The sequence below is a fragment of the Sphingobium sp. LB126 genome, assembly GCF_002795205.1.
In the GTDB taxonomy this organism is placed as follows: Bacteria; Pseudomonadota; Alphaproteobacteria; order Sphingomonadales; family Sphingomonadaceae; genus Sphingobium; species Sphingobium chungbukense.
In genome coordinates, this window is the sequence record NZ_NETV01000002.1 from 934,733 (window position 1) to 951,874 (window position 17,142).

The 17,142-nt window shown below is 60.6% G+C and carries 14 protein-coding genes; 5 read left to right on the top strand and 9 right to left on the bottom strand.

All coding sequences use genetic code 11. The features are described 5' to 3' along the window. Positions 1-33: 33 nt before the first annotated feature. From CAF53_RS20295 to CAF53_RS20310, 4 genes are all read left to right on the top strand, one after another. Entirely contained in the window at positions 34-924 is an 891-nt protein-coding gene (locus CAF53_RS20295) for an SDR family NAD(P)-dependent oxidoreductase (RefSeq protein ID WP_100239377.1), read from the top strand. Positions 925-1,117: 193 nt separating this feature from the next. Next, positions 1,118-2,197, top strand: coding sequence for a transposase (locus tag CAF53_RS20300; protein WP_100236968.1), 1,080 nt, complete (start codon positions 1,118-1,120; stop codon positions 2,195-2,197). A 602-nt stretch (positions 2,198-2,799) separates the two neighbouring features. Continuing rightward, positions 2,800-3,207 (top strand): RidA family protein, encoded by a 408-nt coding sequence (locus CAF53_RS20305; RefSeq protein ID WP_100239378.1) that lies wholly within the window; start codon positions 2,800-2,802, stop codon positions 3,205-3,207. A 144-nt stretch (positions 3,208-3,351) separates the two neighbouring features. Further along, positions 3,352-4,251, top strand: a complete 900-nt coding sequence (locus CAF53_RS20310) for a LysR family transcriptional regulator (RefSeq protein ID WP_100239379.1) — start codon at positions 3,352-3,354, stop codon at positions 4,249-4,251. 133 nt (positions 4,252-4,384) lie between these two features. Here the strand turns inward: CAF53_RS20310 and CAF53_RS20315 are convergent, their stop codons facing one another. Continuing rightward, positions 4,385-5,395, bottom strand: coding sequence for an alpha/beta hydrolase (locus CAF53_RS20315; RefSeq protein ID WP_157801316.1), 1,011 nt, complete (start codon positions 5,393-5,395; stop codon positions 4,385-4,387). Here CAF53_RS20315 and CAF53_RS27180 point away from each other — a divergent pair. Continuing rightward, on the top strand, positions 5,394-5,666 hold the full coding sequence (locus CAF53_RS27180; RefSeq protein ID WP_157801317.1) for a hypothetical protein: 273 nt from the start codon (positions 5,394-5,396) through the stop codon (positions 5,664-5,666). The two genes, CAF53_RS20315 and CAF53_RS27180, sit on opposite strands and share 2 nt — an antisense overlap. Positions 5,667-5,780: 114 nt before the next feature. Here the strand turns inward: CAF53_RS27180 and CAF53_RS20320 are convergent, their stop codons facing one another. The 8 genes from CAF53_RS20320 to CAF53_RS20355 form a co-directional block, all read right to left on the bottom strand. Then, positions 5,781-8,231, bottom strand: a complete 2,451-nt coding sequence (locus CAF53_RS20320) for a TonB-dependent receptor (protein WP_197707496.1) — start codon at positions 8,229-8,231, stop codon at positions 5,781-5,783. A 172-nt stretch (positions 8,232-8,403) separates the two neighbouring features. Further along, positions 8,404-9,324, bottom strand: coding sequence for an alpha/beta hydrolase (locus tag CAF53_RS20325; protein ID WP_100239382.1), 921 nt, complete (start codon positions 9,322-9,324; stop codon positions 8,404-8,406). 55 nt (positions 9,325-9,379) lie between these two features. Then, positions 9,380-10,876 (bottom strand): NAD-dependent succinate-semialdehyde dehydrogenase, encoded by a 1,497-nt coding sequence (locus CAF53_RS20330; protein WP_100239383.1) that lies wholly within the window; start codon positions 10,874-10,876, stop codon positions 9,380-9,382. Positions 10,877-10,886: 10 nt separating this feature from the next. Next, positions 10,887-12,632: an acetolactate synthase catalytic subunit gene (locus tag CAF53_RS20335; RefSeq protein WP_100239384.1), complete on the bottom strand. Its 1,746-nt coding sequence runs from the start codon at positions 12,630-12,632 to the stop codon at positions 10,887-10,889. A 355-nt stretch (positions 12,633-12,987) separates the two neighbouring features. Then, a complete protein-coding gene (locus CAF53_RS20340) occupies positions 12,988-13,755 on the bottom strand; it encodes an IclR family transcriptional regulator C-terminal domain-containing protein (protein WP_100239385.1) in 768 nt (255 codons plus the stop codon). Positions 13,756-13,824: 69 nt separating this feature from the next. Then, entirely contained in the window at positions 13,825-14,631 is an 807-nt protein-coding gene (locus CAF53_RS20345) for a 3-ketoacyl-ACP reductase (RefSeq protein WP_100239386.1), read from the bottom strand. A gap of 66 nt (positions 14,632-14,697) precedes the next feature. Continuing rightward, positions 14,698-15,660: a cyclase family protein gene (locus CAF53_RS20350; RefSeq protein ID WP_100239387.1), complete on the bottom strand. Its 963-nt coding sequence runs from the start codon at positions 15,658-15,660 to the stop codon at positions 14,698-14,700. Between the two features lie 49 nt (positions 15,661-15,709). Beyond that, entirely contained in the window at positions 15,710-17,137 is a 1,428-nt protein-coding gene (locus CAF53_RS20355; protein ID WP_100239388.1) for an aldehyde dehydrogenase family protein, read from the bottom strand. Positions 17,138-17,142: the final 5 nt, after the last annotated feature.

The window sequence follows — 17,142 nt, forward strand, 5'->3', positions numbered from 1 at the left end:
CGACATCGCGATGATTTTGAGGGGAATGGTGTGATGACAAATAGTTTTGCGGGTAGGCGGGCTCTGATAACCGGAGCCGGCACAGGATTAGGGCGTGCCTATGCCATCGGCCTCGCGCGACTGGGCGCTCAGGTTGTCGTCAATGATGTCGACGAGCGCGCGGCGGGTAATGTGGCGAACGAGATCCTGACCACGCAGGGCACAGCGATGGCAATCGGCTGTTCGGTCAGCGATCCTGCCGGCGTGACGGACATGGCGGACCGCATTAACCGCGAATGGGGCGGCATCGACATCGTCATCAACAATGCTGGCATCCTGCGCGACCGTACTTTCTCCAAGATGACCATCGAGGATTGGACGGATGTGCTGACGATCCATCTGAACGGTGCCTTCCTCGTCACCAAGGCCTTTTGGGACGGAATGCGCGAGCGCAACTATGGCCGTATTCTCATGACCACTTCCTCAAGCGGTCTCTTCGGTAATTTTGGTCAATCCAATTATGCGGCCGCCAAGCTCGGGCTGGTAGGGCTGGCGAAAACGCTGTCCCTGGAGGGGGAGAGATACGGGATCATCTGCAATTGTATCGCGCCAATCGCCGCTACCGCCATGACCGAGTCCATCCTTCCTGACGAGATGATGCCGATATTCGAGCCCGAACTCGTGGTTCCGGCTGCGCTGCATCTCGTCAGCGATACCGCGCCTCGCAACGTGATTATCGGCGCCGGAGGCGGGTATATCTATGCCGCTAACGTCACAATGACCCAAGGCATGAAATATCAGAACCAGGTCATGGACATCGGCCAGATACGGGAAAATTGGGAGGGCATCACATCACGGATCGGGGATATCGTGCCGCAAAGCGGAAATGCCCAAGTCGATGCCGTCCTGTCCGGACACGGGCATGGTCTGGCCGAACCCCATTGAGCGCAATTTTCCTTGGCGCAACCCGCGTATAACGCTTAGAGCCATTCAAGAGATGAACCCGTGACGGGCTTTCCGTCAATCATGGCGCCAACCGACTATTTTCCGCTTTCCGCAAGCTGGAGACCCGCAAAAACCGGTAGCGTTTGGACGGCTATAATGATTCACTGAGGGCGCGCGATCACGGAGGCCAGCTATGGATCCCAAGTCCCTGTTCAGTTTGAGCGATCACCTTGAGGCATTGAGCAAGGAGGGCGATCCGCTTGAGGTTTTGCAGGAGACGGTGGATTTCGAGTATTTCCGGGCGTGGCTGGTCGAAGGACTTGGTTATGGCGATGGAGCCAAAGGCGGACGCCCACCCTTCGATCCGGTGATGATGTTCAAGGCCCTGATCCTGCAGGCGCAGCATAATCTATCAGACGCCCGGATGGAGTTCATGATCCGCGATCGGCTGAGTTGGCTACGGTTTCTGGGACTGTCGCTTGGGGATCGCACGCCGGATGAGAACACGATCCGGCATTTTCGCAATCGCCTGACCGAGACGGGAACGCTCAAGCGGGTGATGAAGGCCTTTGACTGGCAACTCCAGAAGAAGGGCTACATTCCAATGTCCGGGCAGATCGTGGACGCCTCGCTGGTGCCTGCACCAAGACAGCGGAACACCGAGGGCGAACGTGAAGCGATCAAGTCGGGCAAGAGCGCCAGAGATATCTGGCCGGACGAGCCGAACAAGGCAGCACAGAAAGATACCGACGCCCGCTGGACCCTCAAGGTCGGCGGGAAAGTTCGGTATCGGGCGGATGGGACGCCGCTCCCCATGATCGCCCTGCCGGTCTTCGGCTATAAATCTCACATCAGCATCGACCGACGCTTCGGCTTCATCCGAGGCATGGCGGTGACTTCGGCGTCAGCGGCGGACGGGCGTCTTCTCCGACAGGTCGTCAGCACGGACAATACCAGTTCCGAGGTATGGGCTGACAGTGCCTATCGATCCAGGCGCAACGAGAAGTGGTTGTCGGATCAGATGCTCACGTCCCGCATTCATCGCCGCAAACCCATGGGCAAGCCGATGTCGAAGGCAACCGCACGGGCCAATGCCGCCAAATCCTCGATCCGTGCACATGTCGAGCATGTCTTCGCGCATCAGAAGAACCGGTTCAACCTGTTCATCCGCACCATCGGCCTGGCCCGCGCTGAGGCAAAACTGACCCTTTGCAACCTGGCCTACAACTTCAACCGCCTGATCTTCCACGAACGCCGGGAATGCAGGGGCTGACTCTGTCTGCAAGCCAGCCAAACCGGCGAAAACAACGCCAGGCATCGTGGAAATCGCTCCGAACGATGCCGTTCTTGCGCCCCGAAGCCTCGACGTCATCAAACCAGCCCGCTTCGCCAGAAATTACCCGGTTTTTGCGGGTCTCCAGCTCGCTCGGGTCTTTGCGAAACGCCCCCTCGCCCAGGCAAGATATTTCTCTTCCCCGCTTCCCGGCGGATCGAGGCGGTGTGCCTCGCCTGTTCGTCCATCAGATGGCGCAGTTGCGTTGTCGAATTTAATTCGACACTGATTCGACAAAAGGTCGTTACAGGACGGAGCAGAAATGGCTTAATCTTCCTGCATTGGCGAACGGAAGATTCCGAGCAGAGAGATAAGAAGAGGCGTGCGCAATTACGGGTATATAGCGGCCTTGCATCTAGCAGTATCAGCATTTGGAATTGCCGACTAAACAGACGTCGCTCAAGCCCGGGAGGAGTCGAAGGCATCCGATCCGGTCAACAGCCGCACGTAAACCTGCTCCAGGCCAATCCGCGTACATTGGCCGCGGCGGCGAAACGAACTTCTGGCATCCGATTGCAATTCATAACAAGGCGAGACCTGAGATGACAACTGACATTAGCCGTATGAACCCCCCGTCCCTGCCCGACGCGGGCGCAGCGGGCTATTCGCAGATTTCCATCGTGGAGCCGGGTAAGCTCGCCTTCATTTCCGGTCAGGTTGCATGGTCCGTCGATGGCCAACCCATCCCTTCCACGCTGGGCGGACAGGCCGAGATTGTCGTACGGAACTGTCGCGCCGCGCTGCGGGCGGTCGGCGCCACCGCCAAGGACATCGTGATCGCGCGGGTCTACATGACCGATCTGACGGACGAACGGCTGGGCGAACTGTGGCCGCACGTCCATGCCCTGTTCGACGGGAACCAGCCGAGCCTGACGGGCATCGGCGTCGCCGCACTGGCCGGGCCCGAACTGCAACTGGAAATCGAGATGACGGTACGCATACCCGGTTGAGGGGAGCAATAGCCGCCGATTTCCGGTTCTTGACGATCCGGTTCATCATGTGCGACGGGCATATGCCTGTCGCACATGTTTTTATATACCGGACCGGGTGGGCATCCGCGCCCCGCTTGATCGTCGAACGAGGCGCAAAATCCGATGTCGCGTAGCAAATTGAACGACATTCTCGTCTTCATGGCCATTGCCGACGCGGGAAGCTTCGTCAGCGGGGGACAGGCAATGGGACTGACCCGGTCGGCCGCCGGCAAGGCCATTGCCCGCCTGGAGGAACGACTGGGGGTCAGACTGCTGACCCGGACCACCCGAAAACTCAGCCTCACCGATGAGGGACGCGCCTTTTACGACCATGGCCTTCGGATATTGGCGGCCGTGGACGAGGCGGAATCCAGCGTTGCGGGCAACGCAGGCACACCGCGCGGTTTGCTGCGCATGACCATCCCGGACGCCTTCGGCCGCTTGGTCATCCTTCCACTGCTCAAGGATTATATGGAGGCCTGGCCCCATGTGCAGGTGGAGGTCTCCCTCACCGATCGGGTCGTGGACATCGTCGAGGAAGGGTTCGACCTTGCCATACGCATCGGCGTCACCCATTCTGACAGTCGCCTCATCTCCCGCGTCATTGCCTCGTACAAGGTTCTGATGTGCGCGTCGCCCGCTTATCTCGAACGGCACGGCGAGCCTGTCACCGTCCAGGACCTTGCCCAGCACGAATGCCTGTTGTTCAGCAGCAAGACGCGAAAACAGGCCTGGCGCCTGCGGATCGAAGACGGAAGCGTCGTCAGGGCAGCCGGTCGTAGCCGCCTGCGGCTGGACAGCGGCGAAGCTATCCGGGATGCCGCAGCGCAGGGACTGGGGATCGCCTTGCTGCCGGAATTTCTGGTGGAACGACATATCGCAACGGGCAGCCTGCGCCCGGTTCTTCCCGGCATCCATGACTCGGTCAATATCGTGCTGATATATCCGAGCAGGAAATTCATCGAACCGCGCGTTCGCACCTTCATGGACTGGATCATCCGGAACATGGCCGATCGCAACTGATCATCCGGCATGGGGCTGGTCGCCGCTACGATCGCCACGAAGCCCGACGAGTTTTGAGCGAGCCGGCTGGCGGGCGGCCCTGATTTGACCGACCGATGCCATTCCGCTGCCGACTCCGGACAGGCCGTAGCGGTCAGACGATAACGTGCCGGTTGAGGAACGAGCGGACAACGGCATTGAATTCGACGGGATTCTCGATCATCGGATAATGGCCCGTACCATCCAGTATCGCGACTTCACTCCCGGCGATGCGGCCTGCGGTGGCATCGACCTGTTGCTGCGTGACGAGCCAGTCGTCCGAACCACGAATGAGGAGCGTGGGATCGATGATGTCGCCCATGGCTGTCCTTTTGTCGAACCCTGCATAGCCGCCGAGGTCGGCTCGCATGATGTCGGGCGTGGATCGGCAGAGTTGCCATATCACTTCCCGCGCCCGGTCGGGTGAGGTGCGCTTGCCGGTCAGCGACTGGGAATAGCATTCCAGCAACTGGTGCCCGTTGACCATCAGCATATCGAGAACGAAATCGTCCAGGCCCGGCGTATGGTCCGCTCCCTCGCAGGAAATGACGGCAGCGTAGCGCCCCGGCCGCCGCGCCGCGAGTTCCAGTACCAGATTGCCGCCCATCGAACAGCCGATGATGACGGGACGATCCAGACTCAGCCGCTCGATAAAGCGTTCGTTGAATTCGGCATGAGCGGTCAAATCCGATAAAGGCCCCCGCTCCGGCATCATGCTCTTACCGTGCCCCGGCGCGTCGACGGCGATCACGCGATAGCGGTCCGACAGAGCGGCCAGCACGTGACGATACATCAGGCTGTCCTGACTTGCCGCATGGATGCACAGAATTGCAGGGCCGCTGCCTGCCTCTTCATAATAGATGTCGGTCCCGTCCAGTTCGAGATAGCGCCCTGTCCTCGCGCACGGAGGGGACAGAGGCGCGGGGGAAAACTGCCGCGGCGGTCGCGTTCCACCGCTCCTGGCAATGGCATCGAAGAGAAGCCAGAAGATCTTGACGTTGCGCATGACGAACACGGGGTCGCCCTCGACAGTCATGACGCCGTACCCGGGCGTCAGTGCCTGAAACCAATCGAGTTCGCCTGCCGCCACCTGTTCCCAATCCCTCCGTGGACCGGACACGCTCATGGCCGTTTCCCTGTCACCCGTCCCCACTGTCGAAAGCGCGCCGTTCCGAATGTCCAAGATGATCGAAGAGATTCCATCGGATAGCCGGATCGCCATCGAAAAATATTTCGCTGTTGCACGCCACTCGCGCGAAGAGTCGAGCGCAGCACGCACCGCTTCCGCTCTGTCGAACGTCCAGAAACCGGTTTCCATATCGTCGCCTCAACCAGGAGAAAAGCGGGCCGACCGTAAGACCGACCCGCAGGTGAGATCAGAGCGGTTCCTGATCTGATTGAATGAGATCGGAAACCGCTCTATTTCTTTCTTTTACCGCGATTTCTTAACCGTCAGATGATCCCATCTGACTGGAAATCGCTCTATTGCGCGCTCCTATTCCGTCCGGACGTTACATGGAGTAACGCAGCGTCAGACCATATGTGCGCGGCTCGTTGTACACCGGGAAATAAAAGCCCAGGCTCGACAGGTCGTTCATATCGGTGAGGTAACGCTTATTCCCGACATTGCGCACGAAGGCAGAGATGTCGAAACCCGAGCTGTGCTGTATTCCAGCGTTCAGGTTCACTTCCCCACGACCTTCGCTGATCATAGGCGAAACATTGTTCGGGCTGAAATAGACCTTGGACTGGTATGAGAAGTCCGCACCGATGCGGGCCGTCCAGTCCGCACTGAGTTCGGTGCTGTAGGTCGCACCGCCCGTCAACTGCCAGCGCGGAGCCTTGTCGAGGCTCTTGCCCTTGAGATCACCGCGGATGGCATCCATGAACTTCGCATATTCGGCATGCACATAGGCCGCACCGAAATTCAGGTCGAGGCCACGCACCGGTCGCGCGTGGATATCCACTTCAGCGCCGTAAATCTCGGCGTCCGCATTCTGCAGCCGCTGTAGCGGCACGCCGCCATTGGGATTTCCTTCAATGCCGAACACCTGCATGTTGCGGTAATCATAATAGAAGGCAGCCGCGTTGAAGCGTAGACGGCGGTTCAGCAGATCGGTCTTCAGGCCGACTTCAAAGGCATCGATCGCCTCGGAATCGACCGCGTTGAATTCCAGATCGTTGAACAGGGCGCCTGTATTATAGCCCCCCGCACGCACACCGCGCGAATAGCTGGCGTAGGTATTGACGGTCGGCGTCGCCTGGTAGGCAAGCGCGAGACGCCAGGTCGGCTTTCTGAGCGTCGTCACCCGTCGAGCCGGGCCATCCACCGCCAGACTTGCCGGGTCGGAATCGACGAAGCCGACGAGGCGCTGTGTCAACCGCGCCTGCGAATTGCTGTCCGCGTTTACCGGGCCGCCGTAGGTCTGGAACCGCAGCTTTTTCTTATCATCGGTGTAACGCAGACCGGCAGTCATGGTGAGCTTGTCGGAAAGCTGATAATCGAACTGCGCAAAGATGGCCTTGCTGGTCGTGCGTTGGGCGAAATCGCGCTCCAGATAGACAACCGGGATGCTGGGATCGAAATAGGGCTGTGTGGGGTTCGGATTGAACATACGCAGCACGCTGAAGTCCGTCAAACTGTGCAGAGTTTCGCGCAGATAATAGAGGCCGGCAACCCACTTGAGCGGTCCGTCGCCATTGGAAGCCAGACGCAGTTCCTGGCTGAACTGTTCGGATTTCTCGGTCCAGATCGGGCTGGAGGCGACGGCAAAGGGCGAGTAATCCTGGTCCTGATTAAGCTTGCGCTTGTTCCAGACATAACCGGTGACGGACGTCACGCTGATGCTGTCGCCCTTCCAGCTCATCTGCAAGCGATCGGCAAAGTTTACGAGAGATTCCGAATTGTTCAGAACATCGGTGTTGAACTCGTCGATATTCTCATTTGCCCGATAACCGCTGATCGGGTTGACGCAGATCGTGCGGGCGAGGATTTCAGGACCAGTGCATGGACTATTTGCGGTGGGATTGAAGGTGCCGAGCGACTGGTGCCCCAGCGCCGACGATTTGCTCTTGCCGCCCTCGATCTTGTTATGAATTTCGATCATGTCAGTCGGCGTAAACAGAAATTGCAGGCGTCCGGCATAGCTATTGATGCCGTTGATATCGCGGCCATCCTGAAGATTCACGGCCCAACCGTCGCGCTTCTTGATGGTGACGGATGCGCGCGCCGCGAGTTTATCGGGAATGATTGCGCCGCCGCCAGCGGCATCGAAGAAGATCTGGTCGAAACGTCCGCCGGTCAGTGATGCAGAGAAATCCGGCTTAAAGGTCGGACGCTTGGTGGTATAGTTGATGACGCCGCCGGTCGTGTTGCGGCCATAAAGCGTGCCCTGCGGCCCTTTCAGCACTTCGACCCGATCAACGTCGAACACGGCGAAAAGCGCACCGACGCCCGAGTTGAGAAACACTTCGTCGACTGTAATGCCGATCGCACCGGACGATGCGGCGTTATAGTCATTGACGCCGACGCCGCGCAGGAAAATCGTCGGGTTCGACGCCTGGAATAGCTGGTTGATCTGGAGACCTGGCACCGATTTGGTCAGGTCGAGACTGTTGCGGACGCCCTGCTGCGCCAGAACATCGCCACTGAGCGCCGTAATGGCGATCGGAACCTTCTGAACATTTTCGCCGCGCTTCTGAGCCGTGACGATAATCTCGGCGATGCCGCCATCGTCGGTGGCGGCTTCCTCTTGCGCAAACGCCTGCCCGGCGGGACTGAGCGCGAGCAGCGCCGCCATGCCGATGCGGCTGGCGAACGCCTTGATGTGATTACGCTGTGCCAACATATATCCTCCCATTCTGTTCATTGCGTCACTCCGCTCGCTTGTCTCTCGAGCGTGCAGCCAGGCTTTGGTTTCGACCGGAAACCGGGATGAAACCAAGGGTTCGCCAAGGCGCACACCCTGACGTTGCGAAGCACCTCCGCTCGCTCCGAATCCGATTTCCTACCTGTCGAGATGACGGGTTTTCATTGTTCCGCCGACGGACTCCCAAGCCCCACCACTCGGCGAGTATAGCACAAACTATCTTAAAATATCAAATATCAAATTTAATTCATATATTGAAATACCGTCAAAACAAGCGGTCGAGAAAAGCGCAGCCATTCTCGAGCGCCTGCCTTCCTTCGGGCACGATGCTGGAAAAGACCGGCCAGACGTGGAACATGCCTGGCCACACTTCCAGGCTGGTGCGCACGCCATTCTGGGCAAGGTGATTGGCGAGCTGGATACTGTCGTCCAGCATCACCTCACTTTCGCCAATCTGGATGAGTAGCGGCGGCAATCCGCGGACGTCGGCATAGACCGGCGAGGCGTCCGGATCGTTGGGCCGGATCGATCCAAGGGCGGCGCGGGCCATCAGCACCAGTATGTCCCGCGTGCAGAGCGGATCGATGCCGTCACGCGTCCGGTAGGACGGGTTATTCATCTCCAGATTGCACCATGGCGAGATCGCAACGCCACCTGCCGGGAGAGGAATGCTCGCGCGCTTCGCGCGCACCATCAGGGACACGGTCATCGCGCCACCGGCGGAATCCCCGGATATGGCAATGTGGCGCGCATCACCTACCGTGTCGACCAGCCATTGGTAAGCGGTGAGACTATCGTCCAGCGGCGCGGGAAAGCGGTGTTCGGGCGCTAGGCGGTAGTCCGGCATGTAGACGCGGGCCCCCAGCATTTTCGCATAATGGCCGACTATACCATGATAGCCGTCCGGCCCACCGCTGAAATACCCGCCGCCATGGAGGTAGAGTAGCGTGCGATTGTCCTTCGCTCCCTCGGGCGTCGCAAGAACGCCGCGCACGCCGCCCATATCCACTTCGGAAAAACGAACTCCCTCTGGCGCCGGATCGCGGGCCAGAAAATCATTGTAGCGCTTGCGCAGGTCGGCAACGACGGCCGGATCGACGGCTTCCTCCATCAGCAGGGGAGCGAATTCAAATGCAATCGCCTTCCAGTCCTCGATGCGTCGCAGCGTTGCTTCATTCAACGGCATATTCTTTTCCTCTCACCACAGGTCCGCGCCAGCCCATCGAGCGCGGCCCGGCATTTCAGGCGACCTCCATTTGTCCAATTCCCGCATAATGGGTGGTCAAATATTCCTCGATTCCTTCGACCCCGCCCTCGCTTCCGATGCCCGAATGCTTGATGCCGCCAAACGGCGCGGCGGGATCGGAAATCAGGCCGGTATTGATGCCCAACATGCCTGCCTCGATCTGCTCCTGCAGGCGCAGAGCACGGCTCAGGTCGCGCGTATAGGCGTAGGATGCGAGCCCATATTCTGTCGCGTTCGCCTGTTCGATCGCTTCCTGCTCGCTCGCGAAGCGGCTGATTGCCGCAACCGGGCCGAATATCTCTTCCGAGGCGATGCGCGAGGCCGGATTGATGTCGCACAGAATCGTGGGCGGATAAAAATAGCCTGGCCCGTCGGGAACGAAGCCGCCGATGATGAGCGTCGCCCCGTCTTCGATAGCCTCGGTGACCAGCCTGTGCACATCCTCGCGCGCCTTGCCGCTGATCATCGGACCGACGACATCATCTTCATCGGTGCCGCACCCCATGCGAAGCGAAGAGAATTTCGCGTGCAGGCGCCGCGTGAACTCGGCGGCCAGGGTCTCATGAACATAGAAGCGGTTTGCGGCGGTACAGGCCTGTCCGATATTCCTGAGCTTGGCCTGCATGGCGCCTTCCACCGCGGCGTCGAGATCGGCATCCTCGAAGACCAGGAACGGCGCATTACCCCCCAACTCCATCGACGTGCGCAGGATGTTGGCGGACGCGGCCGCCAACAATATGCGCCCCACCCGTGTCGATCCGGTGAAGGAGATTTTCTTCAGCCGTTTGTCTGCAAGCAAGGGCATCATCACGTCGTTCGACCGGGTCGTCGTGACGACATTGAGCACGCCGTCGGGCAGCCCGGCTTCCTGCATGAGCGACGCGAACAGCAGGGACGTCAACGGCGTCAGTTCGGCCGGCTTCAGGACCATGGTACAACCCGCGGCGACGGCTGGTCCCACCTTTCGGGTGATCATGGCCAAGGGGAAATTCCATGGCGTGATGAGCAGGCATGGCCCAACCGGCCGTTTGCTGATCAGGTGGCGCAAACCGCCGTTCGGCGCCACCTGATAGCGACCATGTACATGGGCTGCCTCTTCGGAAAACCAGCGCAGAAACTCCGCCGCATAGGCGACTTCGCCTCGCGCCTCCTTAAGCGACTTGCCCATTTCCAACGAAATCAACAGGGCAAAATCGTCCGCCCGCCCGATCAGAAGGTCAAAGGCGTGCCGCAAGATGTCGCTGCGCGCGCGGGTGCTTTGCCCTGCCCAGCCCTTCTGCGCCCGATCGGCGGCAGCAAGTGCGTCCATCGCGTCCAATGGCGATGCGTCAGCGGCCGACGCTAGCGGAGCGCCCGTGGCCGGGTCATGGACCGTGAACGAACGGCCCTCGACGGCCTTGATCCAGCGTCCGCCGATAAACAACCCGGATGGCAGGGACGCGAGCAGGCTCACCTCCCTTTCCGCCACAGCCGCTGGCTCATCATTGCTCATGCCTGACTCCTCACGCCTGCTCTAACGGGCGCGACGGGCGTGGCGCGGGCTCGATATCCATCTTTTCCTCTTGTCCATCAAAGATGCGCAGCGGCCCTATCGCCGTGGCACTGCTGATGACATCGAGCACAGTGACCTTCCCCGAATTCATGGCTTTTTCAAGCGCCGGGGCGAAATCGGCGGGCTCCTCGATCCTTACGCCTTCAGCGCCGACAGAGCGGGCGACCGCGGCATGATCGACCTCGACAAAACCGATCCCGGTTGTCGTGCGACCAAAGCCTAGTGCTTCGCCATGCTTCTGCATCACGAGCTGGGAATTGTTGAGCACGATAAGCGTGAGTGGAATATCCTCACGAACGGCCATTTCCAATTCGGCCCACACATGGGCAAAACCGCCATCACCGACAATGCCAACCACCCTCGCGTCCGGACGCGCCAATTTGGCGCCCATCGCATAGGGCAGGCCCCACCCGAGACCGGCCAGTCCGCGCGGCGTGAGCATGCGTTGCCCGGCGGCCCGCGCGGTCAGATAGGCCGTCACCCATACGGACGAATAGCTGGCATCGGCAACGACGATGTCGTTCGGCGTCAGCAGCGCATCGAGATCGCCCATCAGCCGCTGCGGCAACAAAGGCTTTTCATCGGACTGGAGCTCCGGCGCGATCGCCTCGAGCCGCTCTTCCCGTGCCTGCACGATGGCGGCCTTGAGCGGTACCGCCGCACTCCGGCGCTTCGTCAAGTCCTGGGCCTTGAGCGCCTCCGTCAGATCGCCAATCGCCGAGCGCGCATCGCCCAGCAGTCGCACGGCCTCATAATTGCGGCTGATTTCCTGCGGATCGACATCGATATGGATGTAGGTCGCATCGGGCGAGGTCAGCGACCAGGCATCCGTGCCGTTCTCGTTCGTGCGCGTGCCGATGAACAGGACGACATCGGCATCCCGCATCAAACCACGATGCGCGGCGGCCGGACCATTTTTGCCGACGATATTGGCCGCGACGCCCATGGACAGCGGATGGGTTTCGTCCACCGCGCCCTTGCCCATGAAGGTCGTCGCCACGGGAATTTCGACGACATCGATCAGCGCGGCCAGCTCTGCGGTCGCCTGCGCGCCGTGAACACCGCCCCCGACGATCGCGATCGGCGACGTGGCGGTCGCCAGCAACGCAGCCGCCTGCTGAACGGCGGCACCCTCCGGTCGCGGCCTGTCCAGCGGGAAGCTGCCAAGATCCTGCTTGCGTGCCGTCGTCCTGGGATGGGACGGCTGCATCAGCATGTCCTTGGCCAGCAGCAGAACCACCGGTCCGGGGCGTCCGCTGTTGGCGGCAATCATCGCGAGATCGACATATTCCGCGGCGCGATCAGGATCGTCCAACCTGCGGATCCACTTCGCGCACCCGGCGAAAAGGGCGAAATGATCATATTCCTGAAAGGCATTGCGATCGCGTTGCGATGCGGGCACCTCCTGCACCAGGACCAGCATGGGGACGGACGCCTTCAACGCCTCCGCCATCGGGGCCACCATCAGCGACGCCGCCGGACCGTTCTGCGCAGCAACCACACCAATGCGACCGGAAACGCGGGAATAGGCGTCGGACATGGCGCCCGCCGCATTCTCAGTCCGATACAGAAGCTGGCGAATGCCTGCCTTTTCCACCGCCAGCATCAGCGCCGTCGGGTTGCTTTGCGCAAAAACGCTTTTGACGCCGTGGCGCACCAGCGCGTCGGCTATCGCGTCTGCAACACTATCAGCCATGCAACATCCTTTATTTCATTATTTGATTTTATTGCATTATATGACAGGCAATGCAGGCTGTAAAGTGTCACATGGAAATAATGAATTATTTCATATAATGAAATATCTTTGCGGGATACACCGGGGATAGCGGCGGCGGCGCAGGCCTGCTGCTCAAAGGAATCGAGCTTGGCGGTCGCGATGACGACCGACGCGCGGGGCACGGTTAACCGAGAAGCGATCGGCCCTTCATCGTGCCGCTGCGCAAGGCGGCTTCGGCGTCACATCCGGCGCCACCGACGCGGCACGCCACGGTCGGAAATACGACCGGGATCGGACAGACACGCGTCAGGAAGGCAAGAAAGCGGTCGAACCGCTAACCTGCGGGAATGTTTTTCAGCAGGGCATTGGCATCGGCTGCCGCATTTTGGATCGCGCTGAAGAATTTTTCACGTGCGTTTTCGAGCCGGAAGGTCGGCGTCACGATACCGATCGCTCCGAAAATCGCACCGGACGAATCGAAGAGCGGCGCACAGATGGCGATGATTCCCTGCTCGGTCTGTTCGTCGGAGGCCCAGCCGCGTTCCACGATCTGCGGGAACTCCTTCTCAAGCGTCTTGACGACGCCCTTGCGCTGCTTTTCCGGCAATGGGGAGACGCTGGCGTCCAACATCGCCGCGCGGGTTTTGGGATCGAGATGCGCCAGCACGACCTTGCCGGACGCTCGCTGATGCTCGTTGCCCCGCAGACCGACGCTCAAACCCGAAACCCGGAGCCGATGCGACCCTTCCACAAGCAGCTTGAGGACCACATTATTGTCCTCCCGGCGCGAGAACACCGCGCTTTCCATCGTCTCCGCCGCAAGGCGCTTGACGATTTCGGACAAGGACTTCTCGATATCCTGAAAACGCTGATAACCGCGGATCAGCACCTCGACACCGCCCCCCAATTCCAGCCCGCCATGCTCATTGCGCTCGATATACTGTTTGGCCGCGAGCGTTCGCAGCAGATGATAGCAGGTGGTGATGTTGAGGTTCAGGGCAGCCGAAACATCCTTGATATTCGGCGGCGTTGCTGCGTTCGCCACATATTCCAGGAAGGCGATCGCGCGTTCTACGGTTTGCAACGTGTAATTGTTGTCCATACCCCTGCTCTAGAACAAATGCCCTGTTCCGAGAACGCATTTTTTCAATTAATGAACTTTCGCCTGCGCTCACAGAATCCGCGCAATGTTGAGCCCACCCGCCGTCCAGATCGGCTGGCCGGTCATGTAGGGGAGCGCGCCCGCCGCCAGCGCCGCCACGGCCTTGCCCACATCCTCCGGTTGCCCCTGCCTGGGAAGAGGCACGACGCCGTCCGCGATCAGCCTGGCGATCGTATCGTTTCCGACCTTTGCAGTCATCGGCGTTTCCATCAAACCGGGCCGGATTTCGTGGACATGGATTCCGGCTGCGCCCAGCCGGGCCGCGAAGAGCCTGGTGACCATGGACAGGGCCGACTTGGTGACGCAATATTGCGAGCGGTCGGTGAAGGAAAGCTCGGCGGCTATGGACGTTATGATGATGATCGACTTGTAGCTTTCCGGCGCAGCCTTCCCCGCCGACAGCAGCGCCTTCGCGAAGGCCTGCGTCAGAAAAAATGTGCCGCGCAGGTTGATGTCGATCGATTTGTCGAACGCATCAGGCTGCAATTCCAGCAGATCGGTCAGGGGGCGCGCCGCAATGCCGGCATTGTTCACGAGGCAGTCGAGCCTGCCGAAATCGGCATCGATCGCATCCAGCACGGGGCCGTGACGCGCCAGATCGCTGATGTCCATCTGATAATAGCGGCAGCGTCCCCCTGCCGCTTCGACCTGTGAAAGCTCGGCCGGCATGACGGGCGCATCGGGCAGGTCCACGATCGCCACATCGAACCCCGACTTGCCCAGTTCCAGAACGGCGCCCAGGCCCAGCCCTTGCAAGCCCCCGGTGACGATCGCGACGGGGCGAGTTCCAGGACGATCATGTTCCATGTCTGACATAGGGGTTCTCCGGCTATCCGTCCGCCCGCGTCTTTCGCGCGAGCGGCGAACGGGTTCATTCGGCTTTTACTTGATGACGACGGGATTGACCGGTGCCCCGGTGCCGTTCACGACCTTGAGCGGCGCTGCGACATAGAGGAAATCCCACTGGCCGTCCTCGGCGCAATCCGCAGCCAGCTTGCCCAGCCCCGCCAGTTCCGTGAACGTCACACCCAGATTGCGCATGAGCGCTCCATGAAGGATGAGCAACGCACCGTTTACAGGGTCGACGGTGACCTCGTTGGCGATGGTATCCGTCACCAGATTGGGAATCTCCATCTTGTGGAACCAGTCGACCAACTCGGGGGAATAGGTCAGGCCCGGCTCTATGAAGTCCTTGTAGAATTCGTCGGCGCCCAGCCGGTAAAAGGATTCGAGGAAGCCGGTCCGGATGACGACGATATCGCGCTTGCTGATTTCCGTGCCCTGCACCTCCGCCGCTTTCAGCAGATCTTCGTGCGTGAAGGTCTCGCCCTTGTCGAGACACTCCTTGCCGCGCAGCCGGGCCATGTCGAGCAGGACGCCCCGCCCGACAACGCCCTTTTCCCCGATCGGCTGCACACTGGCTTTGTCGAGGCCGCCGATGGTCGATCTGGCATCATATCCGTTGTAGAGTTGCCCGTCATACCAGACGTGACCCAGCGCGTCATATTGCGTGGAGCCCTGGAGATAGGCGGAAATCATATCGTCGGCATAATGCTGGCCGCCAGGAAACTGGGGAGCCTTGCCGCACAGCCAGTGCCCCTCATCGATCACCTGGCTGCGTTCGGCGCTCCTGCGGCCCGGCCATACCGGATCGCCCTTGGGATCCGCCATGGGCAACTGCAAGGTGAACACCTTGCCGGATCGCACGGAGCCCAGGGCGGCGAGCGCCTGCTGCGGCCCCAGATAATTGAGCGCGCCGACTTCGTCGCCAGTGCCCCATTTCCCCCAGTTCTTCGGAGAATCCTTCAACAATTCCGATACCGCGGGAGAAACCTCATGCGTCATGTTTCTATCTCACAGTCATTAGGGTAGCGGGCACTGGGGCAGCGGGCGTTCATGCGGCAGGGGTCAATTTTCTGCTCGTCATGGTTTGCGTGTTGGTGAACTCCAGCAGGCCTTCCATCCCGTGCTCCACACCCACGCCGGACTGCTTGTGGCCGCCAAAGGGCGCGTTGGGAAGGAATGCGAACATCTCGTTGATCCAGACGGTGCCGGTCTGCAAACGCTGGCCGATCTCCCGCGCCTTGTCGACATCGTTGGACCAGACCGATCCACCCAGCCCGGACTCGCTGTCATTGGCGCGCGCGATCACATCGTCCAGATCATCATATTTCAGCAACGGCAGCACCGGGCCAAAGGCCTCTTCCGTCACCACGCGCGATTTCTCCGGCGGGTTGTCGACGATCGAGACCGGAATGAAATAGCCTGGGCCATCCGGCACTTCGCCGCCCAGCAGGAATTTCTGCCCATTGGCACGCGCGTCATCGAGCAAATCCTTGACCTTTTCGAACTGCATCCTGTTCTGGACGGGGCCGAGATCGACGCCCTGCTGCGAACCATCACCGACGGTCACGGTCCTGGCGAACTCGACCAGCTCGCGCGCGACCGCGTCATAGATGCTGGAGTGGATATAGAGGCGCTTGATCGCGACACACACCTGCGCGCTGTTGAAAAACGCGCCCCAGAACAAAGCCGGCGCAATCGCCTTGGGATCGACATCGGGCAACACGATCGCGGCATCGTTGCCGCCCAGTTCCAGCGTCACCCGTTTCAGCGTCTTGGCCGCGCTCTCCATCACGCGCTTGCCGGTGGCCGTGGACCCGGTGAAGGAGACCTTGCCGATATCCGGATGGTCCGTGATCCACTGTCCCAGCTCATTGCCGCCGGAAACGATGTTGAGCACACCGGGCGGCAGGATGTCGAGCAGCAGTTCACCGAGCTTCAGCGTGGTCAGCGGCGTGAAGGGCGATGGCTTGAGCACCATGCAATTGCCCGCCAGCAGCGCCGGCGCCATCTTCCAGATCGCCATGAGCAAAGGCGCGTTCCACGGCGCGATCGCACCGACGACACCGATGGGCGTATGACGCACCTCGACCCGTCGTTCCTCGCTGTCTTCGATCACCTCGACGGGCAGGTCGAACTGGGCCACGCCATGGCACCATTGAGAGGCTGCATCGACTTCCCATTCCGCGCCGCCATGGGGACGCCCCTGCTCGGCGGTGAAGATCCGGGCCAGCTCGGCCTTGTTTTCCTGCAATCGACCGGCGATCGCGAGAATTTTCTTGCGCCGATCGTCCATGGAGAGCGCCGCCCATGCGGGAAAGGCCGCCTTCGCGGCGGCCACCGCCTCATCGAGCTGCGCCTTGCTGGCGTCCGGCACCGTGGCGATGACTTCCTCCGTCGCGGGATTCAGCACGTCGAGGCCAGCGCCGCCGGTGACTTTCCAGCCGTTGATGGTCATCACGAAATTGTCGAAGCTCATCGGGC